Genomic DNA, 16,079 nt, shown 5'->3' on the forward strand with positions numbered 1-16,079 from the left:
AGGACTCCTCCTCCGGCCGGCTCACGGCGACACGCGACGCCGTCATGTCCCGTCCTTCCTGCGGCGCCGCACTTCGCGACGGGCATTCAACTGATCCTCTCTCAGCCGTCGCCACCTGTCCTGCTGCTTGAGCCTCTGGTCGCGTGCATCGGAGACAGCCCGCTCGTCCGGCGTGAGCCGGCTCTTCTCTTCACGGCTCTTCGCGCGGTGATCGCGGTCCAGATGCCTCCGTTCGGCACGCATTTCCCTGATCAGTTGTCGGCGTTCCGTCGGCGCCTGGTTGACGCGCTCCGCACCGAAGCGCCCTCCGGTCACCCGGCTGACGCGCTCGGCACGACGAGTGTCCCGGTCGAACTTGCGCAACCGTGCCTGGTCGGTCCGGTGGGCTCGCGACATCTCGGCGCGACGCCGGTGCGTGTTGATCCGATTGACGGCGGCATGATTGCCCTGCTTGAGGTGGTGTTGGACCCGCACTCGGCGGGCGAACTCAACTGATCGGCCCGCCTGGTTGGCGACGAAGTCGCGGGTCTTCCGGCCGGCGTACGACTTCGCGGCCATGGCGCCGCCCTTGGCGGCCACGGAGCCACCGCCGGTGGCCCAGGCCATGCCGACGTGGCCGGCGAGACGGGTGGTGCGGCGTAGGACACCTTGCAGGCGGCCGCCTTGGCTGCCGGTGGCGCCCATGTTGCGGGCGACGTCGCTGGCCCGGTTGAAATTGCCGGCCATGCGGCTGATGGCTCCGCCGCCGCCGCTGGGGACGAGGCTGTTCCCACCGAAGCCGCCGCCTCCTCCGCCGCCGCCCGCTCCTGCGCCGGCGCCGAACCGGGAGGACATGGCCGCCGCCATCCGATCCTTGGTGCTGTTGACCGCGCCGCGGCCGCGCCAGAAGAGCACGATGCCGGCGATGAGCAGGAGGTCGACGAGGAGGAATTTGCCGATCTGGCTCCACATCGCCGACCCGCCATCGCCCGCGTCACCTGTGGCCATGAGGTAGGTGAGGGCGTTGAGGAACACGCCCAGGAACACGATGGCGAACATGAGCATGAGGACGGTGGCGAACAGCTGTCCGATGTTGCGCCACAGTGCCGACCTGGCGCCGCCGGGGAGGATCGCCAGCATCAGTGTCACCAGCAGCTTCACACACTGCACCAGCGCCGAGATGCCGGCGATGAACACCACGCAGGCGACGATCATGATCAGGATCGCCAGGATGGTGACGGCAGGCTGGATGGCGAGCTGTGCCATCCAGCTGTCCGGACGCGCCATCTTCGCGAACGCGTCGACGTCGTCGGTCTCGCATTTGCCGACGACCTTCCACACCTCGGGGTCGTAGTTGACCGGTTCGTCGCCGGTGCCGCCCCACCAGGTGCCGGGGTCGGTGAGCTCGGACCCGGTGTCGACGCCCTCGGCGGCGGTGCCCTGGCCCGCCCGGTCGCCGAGCGCGTCCTTGAGGTCGTCCTTGGAAGTGCCGTTGCCGGCATGGGACAACGCGATGACGTACGCCTGCTCGCACTGGCCGCTGAGGGTTCGGCCGAAGTTGATCAGCATCGCCGGCTGGTAGAGAAACGTCTCAAGGATGCCCTGGCCCGGTGAATCCGGTTGCTCTGGTGTCTCGGGCACCTCGTTGAGGTCGGCGGTGAGTGAATCCACCAGGGAGTTGGCTGTGTCGCGTGCGTCGTAGAGCAGGCCCTGCTCGTTGCCTCCCACCAACCAGGTCACCGGGCTGAACGGGATGAGGTTGTTCTCCGGGTGTTGTGAGTCGTAGCTGATGGCAGCGAGGGCATAGTTCGCCACGATGATCGAGATCAGCAACTGCACGATGCCCTTGCCCCACATACCTCGGGCCATCCAGATGACACAGACCAGGGCCGTGATCATGAGGATGGTGACGTAGGCGTTGAGGTTGTGCAGCAGCCCGGCCACCCAGTCCTGGGCTGTCGAGGCGAAATCGGAGAACCAGTCCAGCCACGTCATGCCGAGGACGAAGTCCGTCACCCATGCCAGGGCGATCACCTGGAACTGGTAGATCGCCCAGGTGATGGTCATGAGGACCTTGAAGATCAGGTGGAACGGGTCGGTGATGCCACCGGCCAGGCCGAGCTGGACGTGGAACGCCGAGACCTTGCAGTCGTTCCCGTCCGGTGGATCGATGACTTGTCCGCCCAGCCCGCCGCCGCCAGCCGCGTCACAGGCGTTGGCGAGGATGGTGACGGACTCGGCGATGAGGCTCATGCCGGCCCCTGCCCCATCAGTCCGGAGGCGACGCCTGGTTCGAGTTCACCGGCGGGCCGGTACCCGCCCGTGCCACGGCTCAGGGCGTTCATCGGTTTCGTCCCGGGGCCGACGGCGTCCGGCTCGCCGTCGTTCCAGTCGTCCCAGTCGTCGGCGGCGGGCTGGACCGCGCGGCGGCCGACGACGACCTCCGGCGGCGACGTCTTCATCGCCTCGAACCGCTCGGGCCTCGATGGCGGCATGACCTTGATGCGGGCGACGTTGCCGAGGGCGTCGCGCATGAGTGCCTCACCGCGGCGCATCTCCGGAACGCCGTCGGGACCCACCGGGCTGGTGTGCTCGGTGATGAGCGCCACCAGCGACTCGTCGTCCGGGTCGAGGTCGAGCCACTTGAGCCCGCGCTTGGCCAGGGTCTTGTCCCGGTGGCGCATGAGGATGCGGGTGGGGATCAGGCCGCGCAGGGTGGCGTCGCCGAAGTCGCTCTCGGGGTCGTGGCTGCCCAACGCGACGGCGGCCTGGTGCTTGCGGCCGTCGCGGACGAAGACGGTGATCTCGCGCTCGCCCTCCGGGGAGGCGGTCACATGGTGGGCCTCGTCGACGATGAACAGCGCCAGCTCGGAACGGTCGCCGAAGCAGACCTGCCGCCCCATGCTGGCCATCAGGGCGTACATGGCCCGCCCGAAGATCTTCTCGAGCTTCATCTGCTCGAACAGGTGGGCATGCTTCAACTCGTCGCGGTCGGGCAGCTCCAGCGTGCGGGTCCAGAACACGATGGCGCGGTCGCTGAGCTCCACCGGCGGGAGTGAGGAGTCGAAGATGACGCGCCCGAAGTCCTTGCGGGCGAACACGTTCATGAGGCGGCCCAACTCGTACGCCCCGTCGAGCGTGCAACTCTCCAGCAGGTGCGCGGTGAGGTTGCCCAGCCCCCGGATGCCGTGCCGGGACAGGTAGCCGACCTCGAGCACTTCCGACAACAGGACACCGCGCTCGGATGTGGGCGACACGTTCAGCAGCGGGGTGAGGAACGACTGCGCCACCCGCGAGCCGGTGTGCCGGTCGAACACCCGCAGTGGGTCCATGCTCATGGTGGGTTCGGCCACGGACACCACGGTCGGGGTGGTCAACGCCTGGGCCATGGTGACCCACTCGCCGGATTCGGTGCGGTCCAGCGCGATGAACCGGCCGCCGCGGTCGACGGTGTCGGCGGCGATCTTCTTCAGGGCGACCGACTTGCCGGCGCCGAGTTCACCAGCGATGGCCAGTGACCCGGAGACGTCGAGACGGCTGGTGGCGCCGGCGGGGTCGTGGTGGACGACACCGGTCTGCCCGGTGGAGATGTTGAGGGCCAGTAGCGTGCCCTTGTTGTCGCCGACGTCCGTGGTGACCACCGGCACCGAAGCCGAGAACGAGTGCGACGTGGTGATCTGCGCGAACTCGCGCACCGACTTCGACAGCGGCGTCCCAGGCAGCATGGCCCACCAGAGGTCCTCCTGGTTGCCCAGCGGATGCATGAGCTTGAACCCCGAAGCGCCGTAGAACGCCTGCAGCTCCTTGGCCTGCTCCATCACGTGCTCACCGGTGCGGCCGGCCACGCAGAAGATGACGGTGGCCTCGACCTCGACCTCGAGATCGTCCGCGGACAGCAGCGCCTCGTACTCGGCGAGGTCGCGGGCGGAACGCTCGATGGCGTGCATGCCGGTGGCGAGCTGACCCTCCTGCTGGAGGAACTGGTCGTTGAGGTTGGCGACGGCGCGGCGGTTGCGCGCGATGACCTCTTCGCGCGTCCGCGTGTGCAGGCGGACCGCCCAGTCGACGTCGAGACCGGAGTCGTCGACCCGACCGAGGTACTCGCCGCCAGGGAAGACCATGCCGTCGGCGGGAGTGTCGGCCAGCGCCAGCAGGCCCTGATAGGACACGGCATCGGGCTGGTCCGTCTGCGTGATCTTGACGTACTTGCGCCGCAGCGGGTTCCACGACTTGAGCTGCTTGCGGTCGAGCTCGGTCTGGCCGCCCTCGTCGACCAGGGCGTCCGGCCAGAGCACACCGTGCCGAGGCAGCACCGCGGCCTCGTGGTCGGCCTTCGTCTCCGGCAGGTCCATGTCGGCGAACAGGCCCCGCTGAAGAGTGTGCTGGTAGAGCCAGACCAGCTGCGCCACCGTGGCCGGCGCAGGCCGGAACACACCGGGAATTCCCAACTCGACCTTGCGGGCCTGCTCGGTGCGCGCCTTCAGCTCCGCCGGTGAGATGCCCTGCCGCGGCAACGCCAACTGGTCGCGGAAGTCGTCGACGGCGGCGTGGAACGACTCGCCGAGGTTGCCGAACCGGCCGCGGTTGCGCAGCGGCACGCTCAGCCAGAACGTCCGCTGGCCGAGCGCCAGCTCGTCGAGGGTGTCGAGAGTGGCTTCACACTCGGCCGCCCACTCCGGGCAGTCCTCCAGCGGAATGCCGGTGATCATGCGTTCGACGATCGCCGCGGGATCGAGGGCCGCGCAGGCGCCGATCAGCAGCGCCTCGCCCGGTAGCGCCCGCAGCAACGCCTGGTGTGCGGCCCGGACACTGTGCTTGTCCTTGTCGGGGCGGAAGCCGTACGGCAGCGCCTGCAGCCGCCAGGTGGCCCACACCGTGCCGCCGCGCGACCACATCAGGTGGCCGGCCATGGCACGAGCCGGACTACGCATCGTTCATCACCCCGTCATCTCCTGGAACTGCCCGTCCGGCCCTCCGCCGGCGGGCCGCCGGCCGCGGACGCGCAGCGTCGGCGGCGGACGCTGCACCGTCGTCGGCGGGGACCAGGGCGAGCAACGCCTGCACCCCGCTCAGCGGTCCGGTGACCGGTGCCGGCTCCGGCTCGGCGGCCGGTTCGAGGTCCGCGACCGGCACTGAGCGGTCGAGCCGGCGACGCAACCCCGCCGGCAGTTGGCTGGCCGGCTGGAGGCCCGGCTCCACGCCGGCCCACGGGTCGGTGCCGGGCAGTGCGCCGAGGTACACGTTGACCTGATGCCGGACGCGCCGCGGCCGGCGGAACCGCACCGGCTTGCCCTGGTAGCGACCCGACGCCGGAGCGTTGAGCATTCGGTACAGGCCGAGCAGGGCGAACAGGGGGTTCCGGCCGTTCATCGGCAGCCGGCCGATCAGGAACACGACACCGAACGCGAGGCCGAACAGCACGGCAACGTTGCCGATGCTGCCGAAGACTCCCCACGTGCCGATGGTCAGCCCGCCGACGACAATGACGGCGATGGCCGCCAGCAGCTGCTGGACCGTGTACGGCCCGCCCGGGATCTTGGTGCCGTCGGGCATCCGTCCCAGCAGCTGCGGGAACTTCCGGGCCCGGGTGTAGTACTTGACGGTTTCCAGTTCGTCGGCGTCGTCGGCCATCGCTCGTCACCTCCGTTCGCGGGCGTGGGTCGTGCGGTTGTCGGCGGATGGGTCAGCCGACGTCGACGTACGCGGATGCGGGCGCCGAGCCGGGCAGGTCCTCTCCGACGGTGTCGCTGACGTCGGTCACGTTGAACACGAGCCAGATGAACACGCCGGCCGCCAGCGCGGACAGGACGATGGTTCCGATGGCGAACTTGGACTGAACCGCCTTGTAGACGACGAACAGGATGGCGACCGTGATGGCGACCACCCGCAGCACGTCCTGCAGGTTGGTGGCGGTCTCGGACGTCCAGTCGAGCAGACCGGCGTGGATGACGACATTCGACGAGGCGAGGTCGGGCGCCGTCGCCGCGAGGGTGATGAGGCTCATGGCTCCTTCTCCTTGGATGCGGGCTGATGGTGCGGATGCGTTAGGGCGACTCGGTGGCCGACCCCGATGGCGCTGGGTCTGATCCGGCCTCCCTCGTCGGTTGACTGCTTGGGCCCTGGGACGAGCTGCCGGACGGGGGGCTGTCCGAACCGCTCGCCCCAGGAGTCGGTGTGGTGGGCGTGGGTGTCGGGGTGGGCGTCGGTGTCGGGACCGGAACGGGCTCGGCCAGAGCCGGCGACGTGCGCAGCTCGGCGACCTCCCATCGGCCCTGCCGCGCCAGCAGCACCATGAAGTACTGCGCGCCCAGCTCCTCGCCGTTGGAGCCGCTCAGTGTGACGTCGGCCTGCACCTCGACGCGCTCGCCGTCGGCCGGTTCGTCGGACGGTGTGTCCTCACCGGTGGCCACGATGTTGGTGACCTGGAGGGCGGCGTACGGGACGGGATCGAGGGCCCGGAACGACGTGCCCGGGTTGCTGTAGGCCTCGAGCTCGGCTTGGTCGCCGGTGACGAGCATGGCGTTCAGGAAGTTCGTGACCCTGGCGTGGGCCGGGTGGTCGCTGGGCAGTGCGTGCCGGTAGGCCGGCCGCAGCCGGTCGAACTCCGCGGGTGCCGGGACCGGTGCGGGCAGCGCCTGCGCGATCATCTGGCCCTCGACGTAGAGCACGGGCACCTGGAAGTAGAGCCGCCCGGAGGTGATCCGTTCGACCGGCTCGGCGTCTTCGTCGCCGGACGCACCGGATTCCTCGGACTCCTCCTCGGCCGGAGGTTCGGTGGAGGCGTCCGCGGCCGGCTGGGCGTTGGCGGCGTCGGCCTCCGGCTGGGCGGCCGGGTCCTCGACACGTCCCTCGGTGGCGTCGACGCCGACGACGACGGACCACAGGCCGGTGTCGTCCTTCACGATCTCGGCCACAGCCGGATGATCGGTGGTCCACGCGACCTGAGGCCGGTTCTGCGGAGTATCACCGAAGAACGGCTGGAGCTCGGCGGCGCGATCGCGGGGAGTCTCCAGCCAGGCGACAACGGCCCGCTGGGCGAACTCGCCCACCGCGGCCGCCTCGCCGATGCGGTCGACGTAGCCGTCCTGACGGACCACCGGCTGCGGACTGGGTATCAACACCTGCATCGCCAGCGCCAGCGGCCCGGCGATGAGCGCCGCCCACAGCAGCCCGACGATGACACGGGTGCTCAGGCTCGACCCGGCCGTCCAGGAGTGCTGCTCGGAGGCGGCGGCGTCGCTCTTCGGCGCCGGCTTCTCGTCAGCGCCGGACTCCTTCGGCGGCCCGAAGCCCCAGTTGATCTTCATGGTGCCGGTTCCTCGCGCGTGGTGTCGGTGGCCGGCCCGAGTGCCTCGGGAGCCCACGGCTCGCGCAGCTCCGTCACGGGCATCAGCCGTTCGAGGGCTTCCTGCGCGCGGTCGGCGTTGGCGCCGACGGCGTCGTGCAGTCGCTTGGCGGCCTCGCGGTCGAACGGGTCGGCGATGAGGTGTGCCAGCTCCCGGTCGATCGCCCGCCGCGCAGCCAGGACCGTCGCCGCGTCCATGAGGGACTGCCGGTTGCTGAAGCGCTGGTCCATCGAAGGCTCCTCCGTCGGCGGGTCGGTTGACGGAGTAGGTGTCGCGGAGGGCCGTCTTGTGACGGGGACATGGAGCGGACTTCGCGCGGCTCACCCGATGCGACGCCCGAACGGAAACGGGCAATCGTGCCGTTCCGGAATCCGGGCAAGTCGGGGCCGGACGGCCCGTGCGCGCGGGCAAGAAGGCGACCGGTGTCGGGGTGCGCCGGGCAAGAGGCTCGGCAAGGGCTCCTGACCAGGGTGAAGGCGTCGATTCACCCCGGAGGAGCCAGACCATGCCGACTGCTACCGCCGTCCGACCCGGCGACACCGCCTACGACACCACCTGCACCGGTGCCCGCCGCCGCAGCGACGCCAGTCTCGTCGGACAGCTCAACAGTGAATGGGTCAGGCTGTGCGACGACGCCGCCACCGAGGCCGTCGTCGAACGGTGGGCGTCCAGCTACGACGGCCTCGCCGGCTGCGCCTCTCTCCCCGATGTCGAGCGGGCCGTCGTCCGGGCGACCGGCGACGGGACGGACCGGATCCTGCTGTCCCTGCTGCGGCTCGCCCACGCGGGCGATCCGCTGGCGGGGCGGACGGTGCTCCAGCTGATGCTCGGCAAGGCCGTCCGCATCGCCACCACGCGGGCCGGCCGCGACTCCCGGCCGAGCCTGGAGCACACCGCCGTCGCCGCACTGTGGACGACTATCGCCACCTACCCGGTGGAGCGCAGGCCGGCCAAGGTGGCCGCCAACATCGCCATGGAGACCCTGCGGGCGGTCACCGCGGAGCTGACGCACCAGCACGCCGAGACACCCACCAGCCCGGAGGTACTGGCTACCAACCTCACAGAGGAGCCAGCCGATCAGCACCGGACCAGCGCCGATCACGAGCTGCTGAACCTGCTGACGTGGGCGGTGGACCACGGCACCATCACCGCGGCCGACGCGACCCTGATCCTGGACATCTACACGCCGGCGCCCGGGTGCGACGGCGGTCCGGCCGCTGCTCAGCGGCACGGACTGAGCTGGCCGGCGGCGCGTCAGCGCGCCAGCCGGGCACTGCGCAAGGTGGCCCGGCGCATTCACGACGACGTTCCGGCACCGATGGCCGCTTAGGGGGCATACCGCGCGGCCCGGCATGTATGGGGCATGTAGTCGCCAGATGGCCGCCAAGACTTAACATTTCGCGGCCTATGCAGTTGTGTGTCCAGTCACATACCCTCATGCACGAGGCCGGTCTCAGGGCGACCCGGTCTCACACCTCTTCCCCGGGAGGCCCGCATGACAGATGGTAGTTGCCGCCACCGCGCCGTACGCGCGGTCCGGTCCGTTCGAGGTTCGCTCCTGGCGTGTCCGAACCTCCTGGCAGCGGACCTCAGACCACCCGTGTCATGACGTCCGGCGACCCGGAGGCGTCCGCGACAGGTCCGGCGATGTCGGCCGACCCGGCGACCGTGCCGGGAATCGGCGGGTCCCCGCAGATCGCGCGGCGCGAGCCGGCGCCCGCCGCCTTCCCGGTGGCCGCTGGTCCAGCAGCCGATTCGCCCGGCATGAGAACGGCCCGGCCGGCACTGGCGGCGCCGGTGATCCGGCCGAGCGTCGTCCACATACCTGCGTCGCTGCTCCCGCTCATCGCGGCCGAACGCCTACGATCCGGCCGGTCCAACGGTCAGATCCTCATCGATGCGATCGAAGCGGGGCACGAACACCTGGTCAAACTGCACAATGAGTCCAACAGCATCGGAGGTCGCCTCTTCACAGCCCGCACAGCCAAGCCGCGGTTGCCCGTGGCCCAGCCCCTCTCCCCCCTCAACATCCGTCTGTACGAGCAGGACTACGAGGTGCTCGACAGGCTCGTCAGCGAGCTCGGTGCAGGCTCCCGCAGCAGGTTGGCGACTCTGGCACTTGCCCGTTACCTCGATGGTTCCGCATGATCGACATCAACTTCCCCGGATAGATCACCAGGACGGCAGCGATGAGTTCGCCCCCCACCCATCAGCCGGCGCCCGACGAGGTCGACGACCCGGACCTCGAGATCGTCGAGTCCAAGCTCGAACCCGCCGTCGCGGCGCCGCCCAAGCAGCGCCGCCGGCCGGCTCTGATCGGACTCGGCGTGGCCCTGGTCGCCCTCGGCGGCCTGGGCGCCGCCTGGCTGGCCACGAGTGTCAGCAACACCGTCGACGTCATCGCATTGAGCAACGACGTGGCCCGCGGCGAGATCATCGAGGAGAGCGACCTCACGACGGCGAGCATCAACGCCGACCCCAGCCTCCAGCCCATCCGGGACACCCGGCTCGGCGAGATCGCCGGGCAGTACGCCACCAGCGACCTCAGTGCCGGTGGCCTGCTCACCGAAGGCGACTTCGACGACCTCGTCCAGCCGGCCGAAGGCGAGGCGATGGTCGGCGTCGCCGTGACCTCCGCCCAGCTCCCGGCCGAGGCACTGCGTCCCGGCGACATCGTCCGTATCGTGGACACCCCGAACGCTCAGGACGAACCACCGTCCGACACCCCCGACTCCATCGAGGCCACCGTCGTGCGGTCCTCGGTCGAGGAGGAGTCCGGCCAGCGCATCGTCGACGTCATCGTGCCGGAGGTCCGCGCACCAGACCTGGCGGCGCGCGTCGCCACCGGCCGCATCGCCGTCGTGCTGATGTCCCGGGCGGGAGGTGACTGATGGCGGTCGTCGCACTCACCTCTGCTCGCGGCGCGCCCGGCGTGACGACGACGGCACTGGCCATGGCGATGCTCTGGCCGCGGCCGGTCGTGCTCGTGGAGGCTGACGTCGCGGGCAGCAGCAGTGTCCTCGCCGGATACCTGCGCGGCACGGTGCCGCCCGACCGCGGCCTGGTCAGCCTGGCGGTGGCGCACCGGCGCGGGGTGCTGGACGAACGCTTCTACGACCAGACCATCGCGCTCATCGAGAACCGGGTCCGGCTGGTACCCGGGCTCGTCAACGCGCAGCAGGCGGCCAGCATGGACAAGCTGTGGTCGCCGCTGGGCATGGTGCTCGCCAGCCTGGAGCGCACCGGCACCGACGTCATCGTCGACGCCGGCCGGCTCGGTATGCAGCACGGGCCGATGCCGCTGCTGCGCTCCGCCGACGCCGTCCTGCTGGTCACCCGCACCACCCTGCCGGCGGTCAGCGCGGCCCGGGCCCGCGTGCATCTGCTGCGCGAGGACCTCGTCGAGCTCGGGCAGGGCGACGACACCCTCGCGGTGCTCCTGGTCGGCGAGGGCCAGCCGTACCGGGCCCGTGAGATCCGTTCCGCGCTCGGCACTCCCGTACTGGCCGCGATGGCCTGGGACCAAGCCGCGTCGGACTCGCTGAGCCAGGGCGCGCCGTACGGACGCAAGTTCTCAGCCGCGCCTCTGTTCCGCAGCACCCGCGTCCTGATCGGTGCGGTGCACGAGTTGATCGAGCGGCACCGAACCCGGCTCGCTCCCGCCCCGGAGTCACTGATCGAGGAGCGCACCTATGGCTGACCCCACGAACGCCGCGGCCAGCCTGGAGAACCTTCCGCTGTTCGCCGAGCCGGAGGGCGGCCACGAACCGTTCGACGACTGGGGCGACGGCTCCGGCTCGCTCAGCGGCCCGGCCGGCCAGAGCGACCTGCGCCGTTCGCTGCAGGCGCGGCTCGCCTCGGCCAGCGCGGGCGGCCACCGAGGCCGCGGTGCGCCGTCGGGGACGCATGCTCGGCGCGCATCGGACGCCGGGCTCACCGCCCTGGAACGCAACGGCGCGACGCTGCGCCGCGGAGCCGGCGCGGGCGAGGTCGACTGGGGGCTGGTGCGCGCCTACCGTGAGCAGGCCGCCGATCAGTTGGCCCACGCGCTACGCAGCCGGGAAGGTCTGGACGAGGCCGGCCGGCGCGAGCTGGGCCGCAGCATCGTCGTCGAACTGCTGGCCGACCACGCCGAGCGGGCGCTCACCAAAGGCCTGCCCATCATCACGCCGGACGAGCAGATCCAGCTCGCCGAGGCCATCATGGCCGCGCTGTTCGGCCTCGGGCGACTGCAGCCGCTGGTCGACGACCCCGACATCGAGAACATCGAGATCAACGGGCACGACAACGTCCACCTCATCTACAGCGACGGCCGCATCGTCGACGGCCCCCCGGTCGCCGACAACGACGAGGAGCTCATCGAGACCCTGTCGTTCCTGGCGACCCGGACCAGCGCCAACGAACGGCCCTTCTCCCCCTCCAACCCGCGACTGCACCTGCGGCTGCGTGACGGGTCGCGGCTCGCCGCCACCGCGTGGATCACGCCACGCCCGGTGGCCGTCATCCGCCGGCACCGGCTCACCGACATCGGCGTCGCGGACCTCGTCGAACTCGACATGCTCAGCCCGGCCGCCGCGGCGTTCCTGACCGCGGCCGTCCGTGCCCGCAAGAGCCTGGTCGTCTCCGGCGCGCAGGGGGCCGGCAAGACGACACTGGTGCGAGCCCTCACCAACGAACTGGATCCGATGGAGCGCATCGGCACCATCGAGACGGAGTACGAACTCCACCTGCACGACATGCCCGAACGGCACAAGCGCATCGTGGCCTGGGAGGCACGTCCGGGCAGCGGCGAGCGCGGCCCGGACGGCCGGGCCGTCGGCGAGATCACCCTCGACGACCTCGTATACGACTCCCTGCGCATGAACCTGTCCCGGCTGATCGTCGGCGAGGTCCGCGGCCGCGAGGTGCTGCCGATGTTCAAGGCCATGCAGTCCGGCGCCGGCTCCCTGTCCACCACGCACGCCCACTCCGCCCGGGCAGCCATCGAGCGGCTCGTCACCTGCGCCATGGAGGCCGGCCAGCACGTCACCGAGTCGTTCGCATACCGCCAGATCGCCGAACACATCGATCTGGTGGTGCAGATCGAGATGCGCGACGACAGCCACTCCGGCGGCAAGCGGACCCGGTACATCAGCGAGATCATCGCCATCGAGCCGGGTGAGCACGGGCTGCCCGCCGTCACCGACGTCTTCCACCCCGGGCCGGACGGACACGCCACACCCGGCACGCCGCCGATCTGGCTGCCTGACCTCGAGCGGGTCGGCTTCAACCCGCGGCTGCTCGACCACGGGAGCGCGCCATGACACCGTTCGCGGCGGCGCTGGCCGCGGTCATGGTGCTCGGCGGCCTGATGCTCGTGGTCGTCGGCCTGATCCCGCAGCCGGCGCGGGCGCGGCCGGCAACCACGGGGCAGCGCCTGAAGGCCAGGTTCGTCAGCGCGACCGGCGGTCGCAATGCGGCGGCCCGGCAGGTTCGGCTGCTCCTGGGTATCGGGTTCGCCGGCGGCATGGTCGGCTGGCTGGTCACCGGCTGGCTCATCCTCGTGCTGCTGGTGCCCGCCGCGCTGATCGGACTGCCCGCGCTGCTGGCTCCGCAGGCTTCGGCCACGTCGGTCGCGAAGCTGGAGGCCATGGAGGAGTGGACCCGGTCCCTGGCCGGCGTGCTCACGGTCGGCGTGGGGCTCGAGCAGGCCATCACGGCGACCATGAAGTCCACGCCCGACGCCATCCGGCCGGAGGTGACGACGCTCGTGGCTCGGCTGCGTGCTCGCTGGCCGACGGTCGCGGCGCTGCGGGCGTTCGCCGACGACCTCGACGACGCCACGGGCGACCTGATCGCGTCATCGCTGATCCTCGGCGCCACCCGGCGCGGCGCCGGTCTGGCCGCGGTGCTGGAAGGGCTGGCGTCGACGGTGGCCCAGGACGTCCAGGTGCGGCGCAAGATCGAAGCGGACCGGTCCAAGCCGCGCACCACGGCCCGGATGGTCACCGTCATCACGCTGGTCGTGCTGGCGTTCATGACGTTCAACAGCTCCTACATCGAGCCGTACGGCACACCCATCGGGCAGATCGTCCTGATCGTGCTGCTCACCTGCTACGTGCTGTGCCTGCTGTGGATGCGCCAGATCACCAAGGCCAAGCCGCTGCCGCGGATCATGGGCTGGGACCTGCGCACCCCAGCGCCCGACCGGGTGGAGGCGGGCCGGTGATCTGGGAACTGGGCATCCTCGCCGGCGCGCTGGCGGGTCTCGGCCTGACGCTCGTGGTCCGTGAGCTGGTGCCGTCGCATCCGCATCTGCGCGCCACCCTGTTCCGGTTGCACGACACCGGCACCGAGCCGGCCCGGCAGCTCGAGGCGCAGCCCAGCCAGTCGTCGTCGCTGTTCCAGGACCGGATCGGCCGGTTCCTCGAACAGCGGCTGCCGACCCTGGTCGGGTTCCGGCTCCCCCGCCAGGAGCTCGACCTGCTGCGCATCCCGGCCTACCGCTACTTCGGCGAGAAGGCGCTGTGGGCGTTGCTGGGGCTGGCCTTCCCGGCCATCCTCGCGCTGACGCTGCGCATCACCGGTGTCGCGCTGCCGTTCACCGTTCCGGCGTTCGTGGGGCTCATCCTCGCCGTCGTCATGTGGTTCCTGCCGGACATCGAGACCCGGCAGAAGGCCGGCAACGCCCGCGAGGAGTTCACGCGTGCGCTGGGCGCGTACATCGACCTCGTCGCACTGGAGCGGGCGGGCGGAGCCGGCTCCACCCAGGCGCTGGAGAACGCCGCCGAGGTGGGCGACTCGTGGGTGTTCCAGCGCCTGCGCGAAGAGCTGGCGCGGGCTCGCTGGTCGGGCACCACGCCCTGGGAAGGGCTGCACACGCTGTCGGTGCAGCTCGGTCTCAACGACCTGGACGACCTGGCCGACATCATGCGGCTGTCGGGAGAGGAGGGCGCGACGGTCTACGAGAGCCTGCGCGCACGAGCCAGCGGACTACGTGACGCGACGCTGTCGGCGGAGCACGCCCGAGCCAACGCCGACAGCGAACGAATGGTCATGCCCGTCGCCCTGCTGGGCGTCGTTTTCATGGCTCTACTGGCCGCTCCGACGGTGATGCGTATGCTCGAATGATCTTGTCCCTGCATTTCCACGTCGGTAATTCTCCAGGTCCCGCCGTCACAGAAGTCTCCCCGGACATGCCTACAGCTAGTGACGGGCGCGGACAGCCCGCACCCCCGAGAGGAACCACGCCAATGCTGCAACTCCAGACATGGATGACGGTCCTGTCCGCCGAGCTGCGCGACCGCTACGCCGACCTGACCGAGCGCCGTCGTGAACAGGGCGCCACCACGCTCGAGTACGTCGTGATCGCCGCCGCGGTGTTCGTCGCCGCCGTGGCGCTCGTCGGCATCATCATCGGCGTCATCAACCGCGAACAAGCGAAGATCCAGTAGACCCATGAGCCGCCGGCCACCTGCAGGGCGTCGCCGGCCGCGTCGTCGCCTCCCGGGGCGTGGCGAACGCGGCGCGGCGACGCTCGAGCTCGTGGTGCTCTTCCCCGTGGTGCTGCTGATCACCTTCGGAGTCATCGAGGGCGCCCTCTGGTATCACGCCCGCAACGTGGCGCTGGCCGCGGCGGAAGAGGGCGTCCGGGTTGCCACCGTCAACGGCGGCTCCCTCGACGACGGCCTCGCCGAAGCGCGGTCGTTCGCCGCCCGGGCCGGGGCCGACGGGGTCCTCAGCGCCGTGTCCGTGTCGGGCCGCGGCAGCGAGGCCGAGGTCACCGTCACCGTCGAAGGGGCGTCGCAGAGCCTGTTCCCGGGCTGGACGGGGCACCAGGTCTCGCAGACGGCCAGCGGCCCGGTCGAGCGTTTCACGGGGCCGGACTGACATGCGCTGGTACACGATGAGCAGGGATCGCGGCTCGGCCACCGTCGAGCTGGCGGTCGTGGCGCCCGGCCTGCTCATGATCGTCGCGCTGTTGGTGCTCGGCGGTCGCATCACCATCGCCGGCGGCGCGGTCGAGCACGCGGCCGCGGAGGCCGCGCGTACGGCGTCGCTGGCCCGCACCGAGGCGGAGGCCCAGCAGCGCGGTCGCGACACCGCCGAAGCCTCGCTCCAGCAGCAGGATCTGCTCTGCGTCGGCGGGCCGTCCATCGAGATCGACACCAGCCAGTTCGGCCGCCCACCGGGCGAACCGGCCACGGTGGCTGCCCGGGTCACCTGCCGGGTGCAGTTGTCCGACGTCGCCATCCCCGGCCTGCCGGGGTCGCGCGAGATCACCGAGACGGTGCGCAGCCCGCTCGACACGTATCGGATGCGCGGATGAGTGCGCGGCGGTGCAGGTCGGCCCGGCCCGGCGGCGAGCGCGGCGCCGTCGCCGTCATCGCCGTCGTCATCGTGATGGCGCTGTTCCTGGCCATCGGGCTGGTCGTCGACGGCGGCAGCCGTGTGCGCGCCATGCAGCGGGCCAACGCCATGGCCGCGGAGGCGGCTCGCACCGGAGCGCAGGCCGTCATCATCGAGGGCGCCGGAAACGGGCACCCGACCATCGACTTCGGCGAGGCCTGCCGCGCCGCGTCCACCTACATCACGCAGGCAGGCGGCCAGCCGGCCGACTGCCGGCGGGTCAACGACACCACGGTCCAGGTCGACACCGTCGTCCATTACGACAACGTCTTCCTGTCCCTGATCGGCGAGCCGACGTCCCAAGCCACCGGCAGCGCGCAGGCGCGGCTGGCGCGCGGCGTCGGCACCGAGGAGTAGAGGAGCGTC

At 70.7% G+C, this 16,079-nt stretch carries 17 protein-coding genes; 11 read left to right on the plus strand and 6 right to left on the minus strand.

The window, feature by feature from the left end; all coding sequences use genetic code 11:
• Positions 1-42: 42 nt before the first annotated feature.
• Genes JIAGA_RS0126310 through JIAGA_RS35120 form a run of 6 tightly spaced genes read right to left on the minus strand, consistent with a single transcriptional unit; the run spans position 43 to position 7,555 of the window.
• On the minus strand, positions 43-2,232 hold the full coding sequence (locus JIAGA_RS0126310) for a hypothetical protein (RefSeq protein ID WP_026877970.1): 2,190 nt from the start codon (positions 2,230-2,232) through the stop codon (positions 43-45).
• Positions 2,229-4,910, minus strand: coding sequence for an ATP-binding protein (locus JIAGA_RS32550; protein WP_211239861.1), 2,682 nt, complete (start codon positions 4,908-4,910; stop codon positions 2,229-2,231). Before JIAGA_RS32550 ends, JIAGA_RS0126310 begins: the two co-directional genes overlap by 4 nt.
• A complete protein-coding gene (locus JIAGA_RS33525; RefSeq protein ID WP_051426539.1) occupies positions 4,903-5,610 on the minus strand; it encodes a hypothetical protein in 708 nt (235 codons plus the stop codon). Before JIAGA_RS33525 ends, JIAGA_RS32550 begins: the two co-directional genes overlap by 8 nt.
• A gap of 52 nt (positions 5,611-5,662) precedes the next feature.
• Positions 5,663-5,983, minus strand: coding sequence for a hypothetical protein (locus JIAGA_RS0126330; RefSeq protein ID WP_026877971.1), 321 nt, complete (start codon positions 5,981-5,983; stop codon positions 5,663-5,665).
• Between the two features lie 40 nt (positions 5,984-6,023).
• Positions 6,024-7,286, minus strand: coding sequence for a conjugal transfer protein (locus JIAGA_RS0126335; protein WP_026877972.1), 1,263 nt, complete (start codon positions 7,284-7,286; stop codon positions 6,024-6,026).
• Entirely contained in the window at positions 7,283-7,555 is a 273-nt protein-coding gene (locus JIAGA_RS35120) for a hypothetical protein (RefSeq protein WP_026877973.1), read from the minus strand. The genes JIAGA_RS0126335 and JIAGA_RS35120 overlap by 4 nt, the downstream gene beginning before the upstream one ends.
• 275 nt (positions 7,556-7,830) lie before the next feature.
• Here JIAGA_RS35120 and JIAGA_RS33530 point away from each other — a divergent pair, with 275 nt between their 5' ends.
• From JIAGA_RS33530 to JIAGA_RS0126395, 11 genes are all read left to right on the plus strand, one after another.
• Entirely contained in the window at positions 7,831-8,655 is an 825-nt protein-coding gene (locus tag JIAGA_RS33530; protein WP_051426540.1) for a hypothetical protein, read from the plus strand.
• A gap of 275 nt (positions 8,656-8,930) precedes the next feature.
• Positions 8,931-9,473, plus strand: coding sequence for a hypothetical protein (locus JIAGA_RS33535; protein ID WP_051426541.1), 543 nt, complete (start codon positions 8,931-8,933; stop codon positions 9,471-9,473).
• 41 nt (positions 9,474-9,514) lie between these two features.
• Complete coding sequence (locus JIAGA_RS32570; RefSeq protein ID WP_051426542.1) at positions 9,515-10,216, plus strand: SAF domain-containing protein; 702 nt, start codon at positions 9,515-9,517, stop codon at positions 10,214-10,216.
• Positions 10,216-11,025 carry a CpaE/TadZ family protein gene (locus tag JIAGA_RS0126360; RefSeq protein WP_026877974.1) on the plus strand — a complete coding sequence of 270 codons (810 nt, stop codon included), beginning with the start codon at positions 10,216-10,218 and terminating at the stop codon, positions 11,023-11,025. Before JIAGA_RS32570 ends, JIAGA_RS0126360 begins: the two co-directional genes overlap by 1 nt.
• Positions 11,018-12,628, plus strand: coding sequence for a TadA family conjugal transfer-associated ATPase (locus JIAGA_RS32575; RefSeq protein WP_051426543.1), 1,611 nt, complete (start codon positions 11,018-11,020; stop codon positions 12,626-12,628). The genes JIAGA_RS0126360 and JIAGA_RS32575 overlap by 8 nt, the downstream gene beginning before the upstream one ends.
• Positions 12,625-13,533, plus strand: a complete 909-nt coding sequence (locus JIAGA_RS32580) for a type II secretion system F family protein (RefSeq protein ID WP_051426544.1) — start codon at positions 12,625-12,627, stop codon at positions 13,531-13,533. Before JIAGA_RS32575 ends, JIAGA_RS32580 begins: the two co-directional genes overlap by 4 nt.
• Positions 13,530-14,435 carry a type II secretion system F family protein gene (locus tag JIAGA_RS0126375; protein ID WP_026877975.1) on the plus strand — a complete coding sequence of 302 codons (906 nt, stop codon included), beginning with the start codon at positions 13,530-13,532 and terminating at the stop codon, positions 14,433-14,435. The genes JIAGA_RS32580 and JIAGA_RS0126375 overlap by 4 nt, the downstream gene beginning before the upstream one ends.
• 122 nt (positions 14,436-14,557) lie before the next feature.
• Positions 14,558-14,758 carry a hypothetical protein gene (locus JIAGA_RS0126380; protein WP_026877976.1) on the plus strand — a complete coding sequence of 67 codons (201 nt, stop codon included), beginning with the start codon at positions 14,558-14,560 and terminating at the stop codon, positions 14,756-14,758.
• 4 nt (positions 14,759-14,762) lie between these two features.
• Positions 14,763-15,194, plus strand: a complete 432-nt coding sequence (locus JIAGA_RS32585; protein WP_051426545.1) for a TadE/TadG family type IV pilus assembly protein — start codon at positions 14,763-14,765, stop codon at positions 15,192-15,194.
• 16 nt (positions 15,195-15,210) lie between these two features.
• Positions 15,211-15,633: a TadE family protein gene (locus JIAGA_RS0126390; RefSeq protein WP_035815429.1), complete on the plus strand. Its 423-nt coding sequence runs from the start codon at positions 15,211-15,213 to the stop codon at positions 15,631-15,633.
• Positions 15,630-16,070: a hypothetical protein gene (locus JIAGA_RS0126395; protein WP_026877978.1), complete on the plus strand. Its 441-nt coding sequence runs from the start codon at positions 15,630-15,632 to the stop codon at positions 16,068-16,070. Before JIAGA_RS0126390 ends, JIAGA_RS0126395 begins: the two co-directional genes overlap by 4 nt.
• Positions 16,071-16,079: the final 9 nt, after the last annotated feature.

The organism is Jiangella gansuensis DSM 44835 (assembly GCF_000515395.1).
In the GTDB taxonomy this organism is placed as follows: Bacteria; Actinomycetota; Actinomycetes; order Jiangellales; family Jiangellaceae; genus Jiangella; species Jiangella gansuensis.

Excerpts from the sequence above, each read along its gene's own strand:
- JIAGA_RS0126310 (WP_026877970.1), bottom strand. The coding sequence starts at position 2,232 with ATGAGCCTCATCGCCGAGTCCGTCACCATCCTCGCCAACGCCTGTGAC.
- JIAGA_RS32550 (WP_211239861.1), bottom strand. The coding sequence starts at position 4,910 with ATGCGTAGTCCGGCTCGTGCCATGGCCGGCCACCTGATGTGGTCGCGC.
- JIAGA_RS33525 (WP_051426539.1), bottom strand. The coding sequence starts at position 5,610 with ATGGCCGACGACGCCGACGAACTGGAAACCGTCAAGTACTACACCCGG.
- JIAGA_RS0126330 (WP_026877971.1), bottom strand. The coding sequence starts at position 5,983 with ATGAGCCTCATCACCCTCGCGGCGACGGCGCCCGACCTCGCCTCGTCG.
- JIAGA_RS0126335 (WP_026877972.1), bottom strand. The coding sequence starts at position 7,286 with ATGAAGATCAACTGGGGCTTCGGGCCGCCGAAGGAGTCCGGCGCTGAC.
- JIAGA_RS35120 (WP_026877973.1), bottom strand. The coding sequence starts at position 7,555 with ATGGACCAGCGCTTCAGCAACCGGCAGTCCCTCATGGACGCGGCGACG.
- JIAGA_RS33530 (WP_051426540.1), top strand. The coding sequence starts at position 7,831 with ATGCCGACTGCTACCGCCGTCCGACCCGGCGACACCGCCTACGACACC.
- JIAGA_RS33535 (WP_051426541.1), top strand. The coding sequence starts at position 8,931 with ATGACGTCCGGCGACCCGGAGGCGTCCGCGACAGGTCCGGCGATGTCG.
- JIAGA_RS32570 (WP_051426542.1), top strand. The coding sequence starts at position 9,515 with ATGAGTTCGCCCCCCACCCATCAGCCGGCGCCCGACGAGGTCGACGAC.
- JIAGA_RS0126360 (WP_026877974.1), top strand. The coding sequence starts at position 10,216 with ATGGCGGTCGTCGCACTCACCTCTGCTCGCGGCGCGCCCGGCGTGACG.
- JIAGA_RS32575 (WP_051426543.1), top strand. The coding sequence starts at position 11,018 with ATGGCTGACCCCACGAACGCCGCGGCCAGCCTGGAGAACCTTCCGCTG.
- JIAGA_RS32580 (WP_051426544.1), top strand. The coding sequence starts at position 12,625 with ATGACACCGTTCGCGGCGGCGCTGGCCGCGGTCATGGTGCTCGGCGGC.
- JIAGA_RS0126380 (WP_026877976.1), top strand. The coding sequence starts at position 14,558 with ATGCTGCAACTCCAGACATGGATGACGGTCCTGTCCGCCGAGCTGCGC.
- JIAGA_RS32585 (WP_051426545.1), top strand. The coding sequence starts at position 14,763 with ATGAGCCGCCGGCCACCTGCAGGGCGTCGCCGGCCGCGTCGTCGCCTC.
- JIAGA_RS0126390 (WP_035815429.1), top strand. The coding sequence starts at position 15,211 with ATGAGCAGGGATCGCGGCTCGGCCACCGTCGAGCTGGCGGTCGTGGCG.
- JIAGA_RS0126395 (WP_026877978.1), top strand. The coding sequence starts at position 15,630 with ATGAGTGCGCGGCGGTGCAGGTCGGCCCGGCCCGGCGGCGAGCGCGGC.